The following is a 16,211-nucleotide window of genomic DNA, read 5'->3' on the forward strand; positions in this document are numbered from 1 at the left end:
ACCGGCAGACCCGGGTCACCGCGTTACGGTTGCCGGCTCCGGCGGCGCCATTCAAGCCTCCTTCGCCCGTCCGGACAGCATCAGGGCCGGATGTGCTGCATCCGGCCCTGACCTGCGCAACGCCCTGGCGGTCGATCAATAGACCGTGCGCACATCCGGCTCGCGTGCCCAGACGCGGCCACCGGCGGCGGCTTCGACAAAGCCCGCCGCGTCGCCATCCATCGTCGCCACGCCTTCATCGGCTTCGACGCCGGCGGCATCGAGCAACGGACCGGCTTCGGGGGTCGCGCCGATCACCTTGAGATGCGCAAAGGCATCATGGACCCAGGCGACCGCGGCCGACTCGGCGAGCAGCGCCGAGGTGCCGTCCTCCGACGCCACGACGGCGACGGCATCGAACAGCACCGACGGGCCACCGGCAAGCTGATGATCGGCCTTGAGCTTGCTGCCGTCATCGAGGCTGACGCCGCCGATCGTCGGGCAGATGATCTGCAGCATGGCACCTTCGGCAGCAACCGCCTTGCGCAACGACGTTACGAGCGCGGCGCTGGCGCCATCCGTCACCAGCGCGCCGAACTTGCGGCCGGTGAGCGGCGGCACGCCGCGGGCGAGCATCGAAACGCTGGGCGCCAGTGCAATGTCCGCGCGCACCGCAACCGCAGGCGTCGCCGGCGTGATCGGATCGCTATGACCCAAGCCTGCAGCGACACGGTCGCCAAGGTCTTCGTCGACGACGACAAGGTGGCCGAGCATGGTGGTTCGGACGATCTCCGTTTCGACCTTGGACAGTTCGAACACCAGCGCGGCAACGATATGGTCCTGCTCGGGCTCGGTCTGGCTGAGGAAGAACTGCCGCGCCTGGCTGTAATGGTCGGCAAAGGTCGCCGACCGTTCGCGCTGCTTGGCGCCGTCGAGGGGGGTCGGGAAGCTGCGGAAACCCTTGTCATGGCTTTCGCGCGGGCCCGACGGATCGAGCAGGCTGGGGGTATAGGTGACGCGCTGCGGATGAACGCGCGTCTGCATGTGACCGTCGCGCTGCATGTTGGCGAACGGGCATTTCGGCGCGTTGATCGGGATCTGGTTGAAATTGGTCGATCCGAGCCGGCTCAACTGCGTGTCGAGATAGGAGAAATTGCGCCCGTGGAGCAGCGGGTCGTCCGAAAAATCGATGCCGGGAACCAGGTTCTGCGTGCAGAACGCCACCTGTTCGGTTTCATCGAACACGTTCGCCGGGTTGCGATCGAGCACCAAGCGCCCGATGACGCGCAGCGGCACGACTTCCTCGGGGATCAGCTTGGTCGAATCGAGGTGATCGAAGTCGAAACCGGCAGCATCGTCCTCGCTGAACAGCTGGACACCCAGTTCCCATTCGGGGAAGTCACCCGCCTCGATGGCGTTGTAAAGGTCGCGGCGGTGGAAATCGGGGTCGGCGCCGTTGATCTTGACGGCCTCGTCCCAGACCACCGACTGCATGCCGAGCTTGGGCGTCCAGTGGAACTTGACGAAGGTCGATTTTCCCTCCGCATTCACCAGCCGGAAGCTGTGCACCCCGAACCCCTGCATCATCCGCATCGAGCGCGGGATGGTGCGGTCCGACATCTGCCACATCACCATGTGCATGGCTTCAGGCGTCATCGCGATCCAGTCCCAGAAGGTATCGTGTGCCGACTGGGCCTGGGGGAAGCCGCGATCGGGCTCCTCCTTCACCGCATGGGCCAAGTCGGGGAACTTCATCGCGTCCTGGATGAAGAACACCGGAATGTTGTTGCCGACAAGATCCCAATTGCCCTGTTTGGTGTAGAATTTGACGGCGAAACCGCGCACGTCGCGCGCCAGGTCGGCCGACCCGCGATTGCCGGCGACGGTCGAAAAGCGGGTGAACACCGGCGTCTTTTCACCGACTTCGCCGAGCACGAGCGCCGTCGTCAGGTCCGACAGGCTGTCCGTCAGTTCGAAAAAGCCATGGGCGGCGAGACCGCGGGCATGGACGACGCGCTCCGGAATGCGTTCATGGTCGAAATGGAAGATTTTTTCGCGCAGCACGAAATCTTCGAGCAACAGCGCGCCGCGCGGGCCGGCGCGCAAGCTGTTGTGGTCATCCGAAATCGGCGTGCCGAAATTGGTGGTCAGCACGTCGCCACCCGGCGCTGCAACCTGGTGCAGTTCCCCGCCGACGCCGACATGGCGGGCCGGCGCAGCGCCGGCATTCTCGTTCTGACTGGATTTGTCGCTTTTGTTGGTACTGGCCATGAGACGGTCCTTTTGTGGCGCTTGATCCGGTAACGCGCGTCGCCGAACTTGGGAGCCGCCGACCGACGTGTCGCAAAAATTTATTCCGGGGCGATCACGCCAGCTGCCGCCGGCACCTCCGCCGCAAAGCGCGCCGCCTGGGCGCGCACTTCGGCAGCCAAGGGCACAAACGGGGTGCGCGGCGCGTCGGGCGCATGGGCGTCGAACAGTCCATTCTGGCAGAGCCGACTGTCGTCCCAGCCGAGGTGGCTGAGCACCGGATACAGGCAGATGCCTTCCACGGCGATGCCGCGGCCGCGCGCATCGCGGACCTGGTCGCAGATATGCCGCAGCCAGTCCGGTCGGAACACGCCCTCGGTTCCGGTTTCGGCGATATACAGCGGGTGTTCGTATCGCGCCGCGGCGTCGACAAGAAGGTCGGCGAGCGGGCGGTATAGCCAGTCGCCAAGAAAGACGGTCCGGCCCTCGTCGATCCACTGGTTGTTGTAATAGAAGTTGAGGCCGATCAGGTCGATCATCCCGGCGTCGCCGCCAAGTTCCGGCGCCTGTTTCCCGAGCAGCATGTCGATGGCTTCGAATTGCGCCGCATTATGTTGGCGCGCGCGCACAATGGCGACCTCGGTCGGGGCATTGGGCAGGATGTGGATAAGCGGTTCGGCGCAAGCGATGCGAGCGCGGGGGTCGACGGTGCGAATGGCGGCAGTGGCGGCAATCGCGGCGCGGACAAGCTGCAACTTCAGCGCCGGCCCGCGGCCGCGCATGAACGGGTTGATGCCGCCGGTATCACCGCCGCACCACGACCAGAAGCTGATTTCGTTGATCGGCGTGTACCATGGCACCCGGCTGCTATTGTCCTTGACGATCTGCGCTGCAGCGCCGGCAAATGCGGCGAAGCGTTCGACAAAGTCCCGCGACCAGATGTCGAGGCCGTTGGGCAGGCCATAATGCAGCAGGTCCCAGATCACCTGCATGCCGCTGGCTTCGGCCGCTGCCAGCATCGGGATGACTTCGGACCAGTCATAGCGACGCGGGCGCGCTTCGATCCGGTGCCACCGCAAACCGTCGCGGCACGCCATCATCCCGTGCGATTGCAGCAGCCTGTAATCCGCCAGCGCGTGTCGGTCATGGCCGGTCGATGCCTGGATATCGAGCCTGATCCCGTCCCGGCGTTTCTGGGATGCACATTCGAAGCCGCCCAGCAGATCACTGGCGAGCAGGCCGGTCGATCTCACGCGGCACTCGCGACCGCGTCGGAAACGGCGACGTCGTTGACCGGATCGCCGACGCCGCTGCGCGGCACCTGCGCTTCGATACGCTCGAACGTCGCGAGCGCCTGACCCGTCACCTGGTCCATATTGTAATAGCGATAGGTCGCCAGCCGCCCGACGAACCAGACATCCGGAGTCGCCTGCGCCAGCGCTTCATACTGTTTGTACAAGGCCGCGTTTTCGGGGCGCAGGATCGGATAATAGGGGTCGCCGTCGGCCGATGGATATTCATAGGTGATGGCAGTCTTCGGGTGGACCTGTCCGGTCATGTGCTTGTATTCGCTGACGCGGGTGTAATCCTCGGTCTGCGGATAGTTGACCGTGCCGGTCGGCAGCATCTGTTCGACGTCGTGCGTTTCATGCGCGAACTGCAGCGAGCGATACGGAAGCTTGCCATAGCGATGATCGAAATATTCGTCGATCGGGCCTGTGTAGATCACACGGCGATGCGGGACGAAATCACGGATGCTGCGATAATCGGTACTGGTCATGACCGAGATATTGGGGTGGGCAAGCATGCGCTCGAACATGCGGGTATAGCCGTCGCGCGGCATGAACTGGTGCGTGTCGGTAAAATAGCGGTCGTCGCGGTCGGTCCGCACCGGAACGCGCGCGGTGATCGACTTGTCGAGCTGCGACGGGTCAAGACCCCATTGCTTGCGCGTATAGCCCTGGAAGAATTTTTCGTAGAGTTCGCGACCGACGACCGACACGACAACGTCTTCGGACGTCTTGATGACTTCGACCGGTTCGGCGCGCGCCGCGAACCACGCAGGCAGTTCCTCGCTGGTCAGACTGAGCCCATAGAGGCGATTGACGGTGTCGAGGTTGATCGGGATCGGCACGAGCATGCCATCGACCGAGGCCAGCACGCGGTGTTCATAGGGGCGCCATTCGGTGAACTGCGACAGATGATCGAAGATGCGCTGGGCATTGGTGTGGAAGATGTGGGGACCATATTGGTGCACCAACAGGCCGTGCTCATTGTAGCGGTCGAAGGCGTTGCCACCGATATGGTTGCGGCGATCGACAACCAGGACGGTGTCGCCGCGCTGCGAGGCCAGCCGTTCGGCAAGCACCGAACCCGCAAAGCCCGCGCCAACGATCATCCAATCAAACATTTGCGGCCTCCTGAAGGGTCACGGTGGCGCGATCGACGATATAGTCGCTGATGCGCACCGGCGCGGCGGCGCGGCGGATATGGGCGTACATGTCGGCCCAGGTACGGTCCCAGGAACTGCCGGCCAGGAATGCGTCGACCTCCGCCAGCCGCGCGCTCTCGGCAGCGGGATCGGACGCACCCGCCAGCGCCCGGTCGCCTGCGGCCACCAGTGCCTCCGCCGTCGCGGCGATCTCGACCAGGCCCAGCGTGCCATAGGGGTCGACGACATCGTCGATCGGCGTCGACAACAAGCGGACGCCGGCGGCCAGGAATTCCGGCGTCTTGGTCGGCGAGATGAACCGTGTGGCGGCATTGCGCGCAAAAGGCATGAAACCCAGGTCCCAATGCGCGAGATAGCGCGGCAGGTCGGCATAGCTCTTGCCGCCGAGCCAATGAATATTGGCCGCCTGCGGCAGGCTTGCCGGGTCGATCTTCACCACCGGGCCGACCATGACGAACTGCCAATGGGGACGCAGCGCTGCCATTTCGGCGATAAGCGAAAGGTCGAGCCGTTCATCGATGACGCCGAAGAAGCCGACGCGGGGATGGGCGATATCGGCCTGATCGTCAGGGTCGGGGAACCCGCCCCGGGCGCTGCCGAAGTGCGCAACGTCGATGCTGGACGGAAAGCAATGGATATTGCCGTGGCGATGCGCCGCCGCACGCTGCAGCGAGGCGCCGCCGGTGAACACGACATCGGCCTGACCGAGCAGCTCGGCTTCAAGGGCACGCAGCTGCGGCGAAGCAAAATCGAAGGCCGAAAGCTCGTCCATCTTGTCGAAGATGACGACATCGGCATCGACCCGAGACCCGAAAGCATAGGCCATGGGGGTATAATACCAGAGATAGACCGGGCGGCCGGTGGCGGCATCGGCGATGCTTTCGGCAAGGTCGCCGAGGTGACCGGTGACTTTGTCTTCAGGCGTGCCGTTTGGCACCAGCGGCTGGACGACGGTCACGCCGTTTTCTCGCGTGAACGCGCGCTGCGACAGGATCTCGCCTTCGAAAATCGGCTCTTCGAGGAAGAAGACATCGCAGGATCGCGCGGCACGGGTGAGCAGATGCTGCGGGCGCTGAAAGACGAAATCCCACCGCAGATGCGACAACACCAGCAGCAGTGGGCGGGGCGCGGTGTTACCACCGGTCGGCAGGTCGAACGACGTCATCATCTTGTGCATGTCAATCATTCCCTCGGCCGGGCATCAGGGTCGCGGAGATCATCCTGCGCGTCTGCCGGGCGGTGACAGAGATAACGCTAATCCTTCATTCAGGTTCCGCCGGTTGCGCCGAGCGGACCATGCGTGCGGCGGACAATGCACGCCGCCGGACGATAGCGTTCGGGTTGCCGGATGAACTGGCGCAAAGCGCGCGACGACAGCCGAAATCCGTCGGGGGCGTCGGCGATATAGTCTGACACCTGGCTGCGATGCGCCGCCATCGCCCAGGTCTTGGCGCCGCGATGCCGGTCGAAATCACGCGCCTGTCCGGGATCGGCAAGCCGCGACCAGACGGCATAGGTCACCAGGGGCATGGCAAGCCGCCGTGCGACCGCTGCGCCCACTGCGAAACAGGCCTTGTGGTCGGGGTGGTGGTCATCGGGCGACGTCGCCAGCACCAGTCCCGCCCTCGCAGCATGACAGACAGCGGCAAGCCGCGCCGGCCGCGCCGATGCCGCCACCGCGCCATCGGGCCATCCCATGAAGCGCAGCCTTGCGGCACCGGCGCCGAGACGGTGCAGCGCCCGGCGCAATTCGCTGCGCCGCAGCCGCGCCAGGTCCGCCGGCGGCCATCGCCGCGACCCGGGGTGCGAGGCATCGCCGTCCGACAGCGCGACGACGGTAACCGGCACGCCGGCACGTACCAGCCGTGCGATCAGCAGCCCGCAGCCGAGCGTTTCGTCGTCCGGATGGGGCGCAAGGATGACCACCGACGCGCCGGCGGCAAGCCGCACGGCAAACCGACGCGACAGCAGGAGGCGGCGGAACGCCGGCACGGGACATGTGTTCATTGTCCATGACCAATCCTCAACCGATCCTGCCGGTTCCCGCCTTCGATCCGGTCGCCGCCATGGCGCGCTGTGCCGATGCCATTTTCGTGCAGGACGAACGGACCGATGCCATCGGCGGTTTTCCGCATGACAGTGTCGCACTGCTCGCCGACGCGGGGCTGCTGATCGCGCCGTTCCCGGTCCACATGGGCGGGTCGGCCTTGGGGTCGCGCGAGGACAGCATTGCGGTATTGCGCGACGTGCTGACGATGCTGGGCAACGCCAGCCAGGCGGTCGGCCGATTGTACGAAGGCCATGTCAACGCCATCATTCTCGCAACGCGCCACGGCGGCGAAGCAATTCTGGCCGAGCTGGCAGCCGAAGCGCGCGCCGGCCGATTGTCGGGTGTGTGGAACGCCGAGCCGCAAGCCGGGCTGCGCCTGTCGCGCTGCGACAATGGCTGGCAGATCGACGGCCAGAAAATCTACTGCTCGGGCGCCGGCACGATCCGACGGCCGGTCGTTACCGCTGCGCGTGAAGCCGGAGCGCCGCCGCTGATGCTGGTACCCGACATGACGACGCCGGGGGTCACCGTCGACCTTTCGGCGTGGCGCGCTGCCGGCATGCATGGCAGCATGACCGGCTCGGTCGCCTTCCGCGCGGTCGTCGTGCCCGACGATGCCGTGCTCGGCAGCGAAGGCACCTATTATCAGGCGCCGGCCTTTGCCGCCGGTGCATGGCGCGTGCTGGCCGTGCAGCTGGGCGCGCTGCAGCGGGTGATCAAGCTGCACGCGGCGTTCCTGCGCCGGTCGGGGCGGGAGCGTGAACCGGTGTTGCGCAGTCGCTTCGCCGACGCCGCCGCCGACGCCGAACTGGCGCGGCTGCTGGTCGTGGCGGCAGCCGCGCACGCCGAAGACCGGAGCGCCGCGCCGGCCGATGCCGAAAACTACGTCAACATGGCACGGACGGCGTTCGAGCGCCTGGCGCTCGGCATCATCGCCGCCACGCGCCGCAATGTCGGGCTGTCGAGCTTTGTGGCGCCCAACCCCATCGACCGGGTGTTGCGCGACCTGGAAACCTATCTGCGACAGCCTTTTCTCGATGTATCGCGCGACAGCTACGCGCTTCACCTGCTCGCCAAGGAGGCATGCTGACATGGCCGCCACATCGCTCGACGCCGGTTACTTCGACCGGCTCTATGCCGCCGACGCCGATCCCTGGCGGTTCGAAACCAGCGCCTATGAAGACGCCAAATATGCAGCGACCCTGCGCGCCCTGCCACGGGCCCGCTACCGGTCGGCGATCGAGGTCGGCTGTTCGATCGGCGTGCTGACCGAACGGCTGGCGGCACGGTGCGACGCGGTGCTCGGCATCGACGTCGCCGAAGCGGCGCTGGTTCAGGCGCGGCAGCGCTGCGCTGCGCTCACCCATGTGCGGTTCGTTCAGGCCTATATGCCCGCCGAGCACCCGGCGGGGCCCTTCGACCTCATCCTGCTATCGGAAGTGCTGTATTATTTCGACCGGCCGACCGTGGCGGCCATGGCAGACGCCGTCCTGGCGATGGCGGGGTCCGGGGCCGACATCATGCTCGTCCACTGGCTGGGCCCGACGCCCGACTATCCCCTAAACGGCGACGAGGCCGTGACGGCCTTTCTGAATGCGCTCGGCGAACGGGCCGTGATTACCTTCCAGCGGCGCGAAGCCGAGTATCGGCTGGATCGACTGCGGATCGCCTGAGCCTGTCGACCCACTCCTGCGCCGCAGCGATTTCGCCCGCCAGCTGCGCCGGATAGAGCCGCTGCCGCCGCAGTTGCGGTGCCGCCTGCTCGATTTCCGCCCATAACATGCCGAAATAACGGCACGGCGGCAGGATGGCAGCGCCGATCAGCGGTCGAGCGGCGGCCGTCACGGCGTGGCTGCCATTGTTTTCGTAGATGGCGCGAAGCCGCGCGCGCCAGCAGACACGGCGAACGAACACCGCAATCGGCTCGAGCGCCGCATCGCACGGCTGGTTGCTGTCATCGGCAAAGCCGCGGATCAAGTCGGCAAAGCCGCCCGGAGCGCGGCCATCGACGCGCGCCGATGTGTAGACAAGCGGCGCAGTGCTCCGCCGGAGCTTGAAATCGTGCCGCGACAGCTGCTCGGCAAGCGCCCGATCCTCGGCCAGCGGCACAAGCGGCAACCCGCCGACAAGGTCATAGGCACGGCGCGTCACGGCGAAATTGGCACCCCAGGCCCAGATATGGCGCGGCGCCGGATCGTGCGGGCATGGATCGATCAGATCCTCGAGTTGCGCCAGAAGCCCCGCATAGTGCCACTCGGCGTCGCGGCCCGGCAACCGTGGCAGCCTCGCCCGTTCCTGGGGATCGAGGGTGATGGCCCCTGCGACGGCATCGACGCCGCGTGCAAATTCGCCCAGCATCGCCGCCAGCCAGTCGGGGGCGACGGCGCTGTCGGCGTCGGTTGTGGCGAGGACGCCGTCCTGCGGCAGGAAGCGCGCGGCGCGGTCGAGCGCCGCGCGTCGGGCGCCCCCGGCATGGGCGACGGCCAAGGGCAGATCGACCGATTCGACGAAAAGTGTAAAATTGCGCGGACGGTAGCCGGCCGCGACTTCGGCCGTTTCATCGCCACAATTGTTGGCGGACACCACGACGCGAAGCGATGCGATCCAATCCGCAGCACTGGCTGCCGCGGTGTCGAGCGCCGTCAACGCGGTCGCGATTGAAGCCGCCTCGTTGCGGGCCGGGATTGCGAGCGCCACGTGAAAACGCTGCGGGATGCCGTCGAAAGGCGGCACCGGATCGGGAGGAGCAAGCCACATGGCTGGGGGTCGACACCCGCCCCGGCACCGGTCAGGATACCAGGGCGAGGTTCGCCGACGTTGGATTAGCCCAGGCTGGCGCGCAGCATCCAGGCGTTCTCTTCATGGACGCCGATACGGGCGATCAGCATGTCCTCGGTGAACTTGTCGTCATTGTCCTCGGCGATATTGCTCGCCTCGAGCATCCGGCGTGCCACGGCCTCGTTGTCGGCGACCAGCTCCTTGAGCATTTCCGGCGTCGACTTGTGCGGCGTTTCGACATCGACGCACGAAGCGGCGCGGAATTCCGAAAAGCTTGCCGGCGCGACATGACCCAGCGCACGAATACGCTCGGCAATGACATCGGCCGCCGTGTGCAGTTCCTTGTACTGGGCGTCGGTCAGCGTGTGCAGGCCGAAAAAGCTTGGCCCCGTGACGTTCCAGTGGACGCCGAGCGTCTTCACATACATCGCATAGCTGTCGGCCAGCGCGACCTTGAGCGCGTCGGCTACGGCGTTGCGCCCATCGGCGTCGATGCTGGTCGAAAGCGCTTCCTGATCAGTGGCACCGCGTCCGACGACGGTGGTCGGCGCAGCGCCCGGTGCCTGTGCGCCCTTGGCAGCCACCGGCTTGGCTTCAAGATTCTTGGGTTCGGTGCCCTTGGCGTCGACGCCCTTGGACTTGGTCGGGTTCTTCATTGTTGGTCTCCGGAGACTATGTTCGTTCGGGCGTCCAACGCGGGCGGCGGCGCGGGGTTCCTGTAACGCGCGCGAAATCACATCCGTCCGGCGGGCTGACTGCCTTTCACCAGCGCAAGGGCGACGACAGTCAGCGGCACCGCAAGCACGACGCCCATCGGGCCGCACAACATGCCGAACCCGATCAGGCTGAAGATCGTCAGCGCCGGCGGCAGATCCGACAGCCGGCGCTGGGCGAGCGGCTGCACGACATTGCCCTGCAGCTGCTGGACGACGACCAGCACCGCGACCGTCAGCCATCCGGTCTGCGCATCGATGCCGAAACCGATGATGATCGCGGGCACGCTGACCAGAATGACCCCCAGATAGGGCACGAATTCGCACAGCCCGGCGACGAGCCCGAGGGCCAATCCAGACGGCATGCCGATGACCGACAAGCCGATGCTGGTTCCCAGCGCAACAAAGGCCATGCCGATTGCCTGGCCCTTCAGCCAGGCCGTCAGCGCGCCGTGCGACGCATCGAGCGCCCGGCGCACCTGGATTTCGCGCGCCGGCGTCATCATCGCAACAAGGCCATCGACGTACAGCGCCGGTTGCGCCGCCAGATAGACGCCGGCGACAAGGATGATCGCCAGCCCCGACGCGGCCGAGCCGATGTTGAGCAACGCATATTGGGCAAAGCCGAAGATCGATTCCATCTTGGGGGCATAGCTGTTGGCCAGCTTGATCGCCTCGCGCCCCGGCCCCGAGGATTGCAGCCACTCCGTCGCCGACTTGAGCTGCCGCGGGAAATCCGCCGCCAGACTGGCGAACTGGTCGTACATGATCGATCCGAACAACCCGAAAACGATGATCAGGGTGATCAGCGGCAGGATGACGGCGAGCGTCAGCGCGCCGTAAAAGGGCAGCCGCGTCCAGCGCATCAGCGCCCGGGCGAAGTCATAAAGCATGACGCCGACCAGCATGCTGGCGAAGAGCAGCAGGATCAGTTGCAGCAGCAGCCACGACACCAGCCCGGTGGCGATGGCGGCAAGGACGACCATGGTGCGGCGGAACAGCCGGCCGCTGGCACGGTCATCGGCCTGGGGACCGTGGCCCACGCGGTTGTTCACCGTGCCGGCCTGCGGCGCGATGTCTTGCTCGTCGGTCGTCAATGCGCGTCGCCCCAGCTGGTTCCGGAGCCGATCTCAACACCGAGCGGCACCGAAAGTTCAATCAGCGGCCGGTGGGCATTGGCCATGACCGCGCGCACGACATCGGTGACCGCATCCACATCGCCCTCGGGGACCTCCAGCACCAGTTCGTCGTGGACCTGGAGCAGCATGCGCGTCGATTCGAGGCCGGCTGCTGACAGCGCGCCGGGCATTTGCACCATCGCGCGCTTGATGATGTCGGCGGCGGTGCCCTGCACCCGGGCGTTGACCGCGGCGCGTTCGGCGAACTGGCGTTCGCCCATGTTCTTGGAAAAGATCAGCGGCACATGCGCCTTGCGGCCGAACAGGGTGGTGACGAACCCCTGCTCCTTCGCTGCCGCGATGGTTTCCGCCATATAGTTCCGGATGCCCGGGAAGCGGCTGAAATACAGGTCGATGTAGCGTGCCGCCTCGCCGCGATCGATGCCCAGCCGCTGCGCAAGGCCGAACGCCGAAATGCCGTAGATGATCGAGAAGTTGATCGTCTTGGCGCGGGCGCGGGTGTCGCGTGTGACCTCGCCGAACACCTCCTGCGCCGTCAGGGCGTGGACGTCGCCGCCTTCGGAATAGACCGCCTTCAATTCGGGCACATCGGCGATGTGCGCGACCAGCCGCAACTCGATCTGGTTATAGTCGGCGGCCATAAGCACATGGCCCGGCGCCGCGACAAAGGCATGGCGGATACGGCGGCCAAGCTCGGTGCGGATCGGAATGTTCTGCAGATTGGGGTCGTTCGACGACAACCGGCCCGTCGACGTGGCAGCGAGCGCATAGTTGGTGTGGACGCGGTCGGTGGCCGGGTTGATCTGCGCCTGCAGGGCATCGGTATAGGTCGACTTCAGCTTCGAATTCTGTCGCCATTCGAGCACCTTGCCGGCGATTTCAACGCCGTCGGCGGACAGGCGTTCCAGCTCGGTGACATCGGTTGCCCACGCCCCCGTCTTGCTGCTTTTCTTGCCGGACTTGTGGCCCAGCCGTTCGAACAGCACTTCGCCCAGCTGCTTGGGGCTGCCGATGCTGAACGCGTGGCCGGCGAGGGTGTGAATTTCGCCCTCCAGCCGCGCAATTTCGGCTTCATACGCCGCCGACAGGCCGACGAGCGCAGCCCGATCGACACGGATGCCGGTCATCTCCATGGCGGCGACAACCGGAATCAGCGGGCGATCAACATTTTCGTAGATCGTCGTCACCTGCTCGCGCCACAGCCGGTCGCGGAACCTGGCGTGGAGACGGATGGTGACATCGGCGTCTTCGGCGGCATAATCGGTCGCCTTGCGCAGATCGACCTGGGCAAAATCCCATTTCCCCTTGGCACCGCCGGTCACGTCCTTGAACGCAATCGGCGTGTGGCCGAGGTGGCGGGTGCTAAGATCGTCGAGGCCATGGTTCCAGCGGCCGGCATCGAGCGCATAGGACAGGATCATCGTGTCATCGAACGGCGCCAGCACCGGCACGCCGTGGCGGCGCAGGACGATCATGTCGTATTTGAGATTCTGCGCGATCTTGAGCACGCCGGGGTCGGCGAACAACGTGTTGAGCCGGGCGATGACATCGGCCTCGGCAAGCTGCGGGACTTTCTCCATCAGCAGCCCCTCCCCCGACCGATGGCCGAGCGGGATGTAGCAGGCGAGCCCCGGCGCCAGCCCCAGGCTGATGCCCAGCAGGTCGGCACGGCACTGGTCGACGCCGGTGGTTTCGGTGTCGACGGCCACGGCGCCGCGCCGCGTCGCTTCGGCGATCCACCAGTCGAGCCGATCGAGGCTGGTGATGGTCTCATAATCGGCGTGGACGAAGGGCTTTTCCGCCACATCGGTCGGCTTGACCGGGGCGGCGTGTGCGGCTTCGACTTCGCGGCCCAGCTTCGACAACAGCGCGCGAAAGCCATGTTTGGCGAGGAATTTGGCAAGCGGTTCGTGCGGAGGGTGGCGCAGCGTCAGCGTGTCGAGCGGCTCGGCGAGCGGAATATCGTCCTTCAACCGCACCAGTTCGCGCGACAGCCGCGCGTCGGCGATCGACGCGGCGAGCGTCTCGCGCAGCTTGGGCTTCTTGATCGCGTCGATATTAGCGATGACGCCTTCGACACTGCCATAGGCGACGATCAGCTCGGCCGCTGTCTTGGGCCCGACGCCGCGCACGCCGGGCACATTGTCGGCGGTGTCGCCCATCAGTGCCAGCACCTCGCCGACCTGTTCGGGCGGCACGCCGAATTTCTCGATGACCTCGGCGCGGTCGATGCGCTGGTTCTTCATCGTGTCGAGGCAATCGAGGCCCGGCTGGATCAGCTGCATCAGGTCCTTGTCGGAACTGACGATGGTGACGTTGTAATCGGCCTTCAGCGCCGCCAGCGCATAACTGGCGATGATGTCATCGGCTTCGACGCCTTCCTGCTCGATGCACGGCACGCTGAACGCCCGCACCGCATCGCGGATCAGCGGGAACTGCGGCACCAGGTCTTCGGGCGGCGGCGGCCGGTGCGCCTTGTATTGCGCATACATGTCGTTGCGGAACGTGTGGCTGCCGGCGTCGAAGATGACCGCCAGATGCGTCGGCGCCTCGGCGTTGGCGAGCTCTGTGATCAGCTTCCACAGCATCGCGGTAAAGCCGTAGACGGCACCGACCGGCGTGCCGGCAGGGTCGGTCAGCGGCGGCAGCCGGTGGTAGGCGCGGAAGATATAGCCGGAGCCGTCGACAAGATAGAGATGTTGCTTGCTCATGTGTGCCGGTTCTTAGCAGGGCTTCGGGGCGGCGGCGAGCGCGGGCTTGTGTTGTCGGCAGCGGCGCGGAATAACGCGCTGTCCTTTCACGGAGCCGTCACCATGCGCATCCCCGCTCTGTTCGCCCTCGCCCTCGCAGCCCCGGCCCTTGTTGCCCCGGCCCTTGATGCCCCGGCCTTCGCCCAGGTCGGTCCGGTAACCGTCCAGCCCGAAGCCACGGACTTCAGGATCGGCGCCTATCAGCTCAGTTCACTGCGCGACGCCGGCAACATTGCCCCCAATGATGCCAAGGTCTTCGGCGTCGATGCCGGAATCGCCGAAGTCGACAAGGTGCTCGTTGCCGCCGGCGCCACCCAGGGCCAGATCGAACTGTCGGTCAACGCGCTGCTCATTCGCCTGCCCGGGCATGTCGCGCTGATCGACACCGGCTACGGCATGCCGCGCGGCACGCTCCTCGCCAGCCTGGAGAAAGCCGGCACGCGCGCCGACGCCGTCACCGACATCATGATCACCCATGGCCATGGCGACCATGTCGGCGGCCTCGTCGGACCCGATGGCAAGCCGGCCTTTGCCAACGCCGTCGTCCACCTCAGCGCGCCGGAATGGGACGCGATCAAGAGCCAGCCGAACAACGCCAAGCTCGTCGCCGCGATCGGCACCAAGGTCAAACCCTTCACCCCCGGCGCCAAATTGTTGCCGGGCATCACCGCGGTCGATCTGCACGGCCACACCGCCGGCCACAGCGGCTATGAAATTGTGTCGGGCAAGGCCCGCCTCATGGCGATCGGCGATTCGGCCCACAGCTATATCGTCTCGCTGGCCCGGCCGGACTGGGTCATGGGCTATGACAAGGATGCAGCGGTCGGTGCCGCCAACCGCGCCACAGTGCTCGGCCGGCTCGCCGACAGTCGCGAGCCGGTGTTTTCGCCGCACTTCCCCTATCCCGGTGTCGGCCGTGTCGTGCGCGCCGGCAGCGGCTTCAAATGGCAGCCGGGGTTGCCGCAGTAGCAATTCGGCCACTGCGCGCGCATAGACGGGGCCATGGACGCATTCACCACCCTGACCGGCACCGCCATCCCGTTCGGCGCCGAGAATGTCGATACCGATGTCATCATTCCGGCACGGTTCCTGAAGACGATCACCCGCACCGGCCTCGGCAAATCGGCGTTCTTCGTCATCCGGCAGGATCCGGACAATATCTTCGATGCGCCGCGCAACAGTGGCGCGCCGATCCTTATCGCCGGCGACAATTTCGGCTGCGGGTCGAGCCGCGAACATGCGCCCTGGGCCTTGGCCGACATGGGCATCCGCGTCGTCATCGCGCCGTCGTTCGCCGATATCTTTTCGGGCAACGCCTTCAAGAACGGCATGTTGCTGGTGGTGTTGCCGCAGGACCAGATCGACCGGCTGATGGCGATTGCCGCCAGCGAACCGATCACGGTCGACCTCGAGAACCAGGTTGTCACGACGCCGTTCCAGGACCGCTTCGCCTTTCCGATCGATCCGTTTCGCAAGCATTGCCTGATCAACGGGCTCGACGAGATCGGCCTGACGGTGGCGATGGACAGCGATATCGCGGCTTATGAAGCGCGGCTGGTTGCCGACCGGCCCTGGATTGCCGCTGCCTGAGCCAGCCATGCGCCAGGCGCAGGCCTGCCATGCGTGCCAGAACGGTACATTTCACGCAAATGTCATCCTTGGCTCAATTCTTGTTCATCGGGCGCTGCTAAACGAACGCCAGCGCGGGAATGCACCCGCCATGGAGAAACCCATGCGCCATTTGATCATCGCCACCCTGTTTGCCGTCGTGGCACCCGTTGCCGCCCAGGCTGCGACTGTCGAAACCCGCAGCGTCCGCGTTGCCGATCTCGACCTCAACCGCCCCGCGGGCATCGCCGAACTCGACCGCCGCATCGACCGTGCTGCCCGCCAGCTCTGCGGTGTCGGCTCAATCGGCCCCGTCTGGCAGCGCCGTGCCGCCGATGAATGCCGTGCCGAAGCCGTGGCGCGCGCCACCGGCGACCGTCAGGCCGCACTGGCCACGCGCCAATCAGCGCTCGTCGGTCGCTGAGCCGAACGCCTGACCCGGCCACGGCATCGTGGCCGGGGGGCGTTGGCATCGCTGCGAATCCCCTTTAA

Annotated in this window: 14 protein-coding genes; 5 read left to right on the forward strand and 9 right to left on the reverse strand. The window is 65.9% G+C overall.

Going from position 1 to position 16,211, the window contains the following annotated elements; all coding sequences use genetic code 11:
- Window positions 1-135: 135 nt before the first annotated feature.
- From GGQ62_RS08345 to GGQ62_RS08365, 5 genes are all read right to left on the reverse strand, one after another.
- Window positions 136-2,250 (reverse strand): catalase, encoded by a 2,115-nt coding sequence (locus tag GGQ62_RS08345; protein WP_152578476.1) that lies wholly within the window; start codon window positions 2,248-2,250, stop codon window positions 136-138.
- Window positions 2,251-2,330: 80 nt separating this feature from the next.
- On the reverse strand, window positions 2,331-3,482 hold the full coding sequence (locus GGQ62_RS08350; protein ID WP_152578477.1) for a beta-glucosidase: 1,152 nt from the start codon (window positions 3,480-3,482) through the stop codon (window positions 2,331-2,333).
- Window positions 3,479-4,639, reverse strand: a complete 1,161-nt coding sequence (gene glf / locus GGQ62_RS16360) for a UDP-galactopyranose mutase (protein ID WP_152578478.1) — start codon at window positions 4,637-4,639, stop codon at window positions 3,479-3,481. Before glf ends, GGQ62_RS08350 begins: the two co-directional genes overlap by 4 nt.
- Window positions 4,632-5,858, reverse strand: coding sequence for a glycosyltransferase family protein (locus GGQ62_RS16365; RefSeq protein WP_194163391.1), 1,227 nt, complete (start codon window positions 5,856-5,858; stop codon window positions 4,632-4,634). The genes glf and GGQ62_RS16365 overlap by 8 nt, the downstream gene beginning before the upstream one ends.
- 89 nt (window positions 5,859-5,947) lie before the next feature.
- Window positions 5,948-6,688, reverse strand: coding sequence for a PIG-L deacetylase family protein (locus GGQ62_RS08365; RefSeq protein WP_152578479.1), 741 nt, complete (start codon window positions 6,686-6,688; stop codon window positions 5,948-5,950).
- Window positions 6,689-6,693: 5 nt separating this feature from the next.
- On the opposite strand from GGQ62_RS08365, the gene GGQ62_RS08370 reads away from it, so the two are divergent.
- Together GGQ62_RS08370 and GGQ62_RS08375 are read left to right on the forward strand one after the other, a co-directional pair.
- Window positions 6,694-7,821: an acyl-CoA dehydrogenase family protein gene (locus GGQ62_RS08370; RefSeq protein WP_167649537.1), complete on the forward strand. Its 1,128-nt coding sequence runs from the start codon at window positions 6,694-6,696 to the stop codon at window positions 7,819-7,821.
- Window position 7,822: 1 nt separating this feature from the next.
- Window positions 7,823-8,404, forward strand: a complete 582-nt coding sequence (locus GGQ62_RS08375; protein WP_152578481.1) for an SAM-dependent methyltransferase — start codon at window positions 7,823-7,825, stop codon at window positions 8,402-8,404.
- On the opposite strand, the gene GGQ62_RS08380 is transcribed toward GGQ62_RS08375, so the two are convergent.
- The 4 genes from GGQ62_RS08380 to polA form a co-directional block, all read right to left on the reverse strand.
- The gene (locus GGQ62_RS08380) at window positions 8,349-9,488 is read right to left on the reverse strand and encodes a glycosyltransferase family 2 protein (protein WP_152578482.1); all 1,140 of its coding nucleotides are present in this window, start codon (window positions 9,486-9,488) and stop codon (window positions 8,349-8,351) included. The genes GGQ62_RS08375 and GGQ62_RS08380 overlap by 56 nt on opposite strands.
- Window positions 9,489-9,553: 65 nt before the next feature.
- Entirely contained in the window at window positions 9,554-10,165 is a 612-nt protein-coding gene (locus GGQ62_RS08385; RefSeq protein ID WP_152578483.1) for a Dps family protein, read from the reverse strand.
- A 77-nt stretch (window positions 10,166-10,242) separates the two neighbouring features.
- Window positions 10,243-11,319, reverse strand: coding sequence for an AI-2E family transporter (locus GGQ62_RS08390; RefSeq protein ID WP_152578484.1), 1,077 nt, complete (start codon window positions 11,317-11,319; stop codon window positions 10,243-10,245).
- A complete protein-coding gene (polA, locus tag GGQ62_RS08395) occupies window positions 11,316-14,072 on the reverse strand; it encodes a DNA polymerase I (protein WP_152578485.1) in 2,757 nt (918 codons plus the stop codon). Before polA ends, GGQ62_RS08390 begins: the two co-directional genes overlap by 4 nt.
- A gap of 102 nt (window positions 14,073-14,174) precedes the next feature.
- Here polA and GGQ62_RS08400 point away from each other — a divergent pair, with 102 nt between their 5' ends.
- From GGQ62_RS08400 to GGQ62_RS08410, 3 genes are all read left to right on the forward strand, one after another.
- Complete coding sequence (locus tag GGQ62_RS08400; RefSeq protein ID WP_152578486.1) at window positions 14,175-15,080, forward strand: MBL fold metallo-hydrolase; 906 nt, start codon at window positions 14,175-14,177, stop codon at window positions 15,078-15,080.
- Window positions 15,081-15,113: 33 nt separating this feature from the next.
- Entirely contained in the window at window positions 15,114-15,701 is a 588-nt protein-coding gene (gene leuD / locus GGQ62_RS08405) for a 3-isopropylmalate dehydratase small subunit (RefSeq protein WP_152578487.1), read from the forward strand.
- Window positions 15,702-15,843: 142 nt separating this feature from the next.
- Window positions 15,844-16,143, forward strand: a complete 300-nt coding sequence (locus GGQ62_RS08410; RefSeq protein ID WP_167649538.1) for a UrcA family protein — start codon at window positions 15,844-15,846, stop codon at window positions 16,141-16,143.
- Window positions 16,144-16,211 lie beyond the last annotated feature (68 nt).

It is taken from the genome of Polymorphobacter fuscus, assembly GCF_011927825.1.
Classification (GTDB): Bacteria; Pseudomonadota; Alphaproteobacteria; order Sphingomonadales; family Sphingomonadaceae; genus Sandarakinorhabdus; species Sandarakinorhabdus fusca.

Excerpts from the sequence above, each read along its gene's own strand:
- GGQ62_RS08380 (WP_152578482.1), bottom strand. The coding sequence starts at position 9,488 with ATGTGGCTTGCTCCTCCCGATCCGGTGCCGCCTTTCGACGGCATCCCG.
- GGQ62_RS08385 (WP_152578483.1), bottom strand. The coding sequence starts at position 10,165 with ATGAAGAACCCGACCAAGTCCAAGGGCGTCGACGCCAAGGGCACCGAA.
- leuD (WP_152578487.1), top strand. The coding sequence starts at position 15,114 with ATGGACGCATTCACCACCCTGACCGGCACCGCCATCCCGTTCGGCGCC.
- GGQ62_RS08365 (WP_152578479.1), bottom strand. The coding sequence starts at position 6,688 with ATGAACACATGTCCCGTGCCGGCGTTCCGCCGCCTCCTGCTGTCGCGT.
- GGQ62_RS08375 (WP_152578481.1), top strand. The coding sequence starts at position 7,823 with ATGGCCGCCACATCGCTCGACGCCGGTTACTTCGACCGGCTCTATGCC.
- glf (WP_152578478.1), bottom strand. The coding sequence starts at position 4,639 with ATGTTTGATTGGATGATCGTTGGCGCGGGCTTTGCGGGTTCGGTGCTT.
- polA (WP_152578485.1), bottom strand. The coding sequence starts at position 14,072 with ATGAGCAAGCAACATCTCTATCTTGTCGACGGCTCCGGCTATATCTTC.
- GGQ62_RS08400 (WP_152578486.1), top strand. The coding sequence starts at position 14,175 with ATGCGCATCCCCGCTCTGTTCGCCCTCGCCCTCGCAGCCCCGGCCCTT.
- GGQ62_RS08410 (WP_167649538.1), top strand. The coding sequence starts at position 15,844 with ATGCGCCATTTGATCATCGCCACCCTGTTTGCCGTCGTGGCACCCGTT.
- GGQ62_RS08370 (WP_167649537.1), top strand. The coding sequence starts at position 6,694 with ATGACCAATCCTCAACCGATCCTGCCGGTTCCCGCCTTCGATCCGGTC.
- GGQ62_RS08345 (WP_152578476.1), bottom strand. The coding sequence starts at position 2,250 with ATGGCCAGTACCAACAAAAGCGACAAATCCAGTCAGAACGAGAATGCC.
- GGQ62_RS16365 (WP_194163391.1), bottom strand. The coding sequence starts at position 5,858 with ATGCACAAGATGATGACGTCGTTCGACCTGCCGACCGGTGGTAACACC.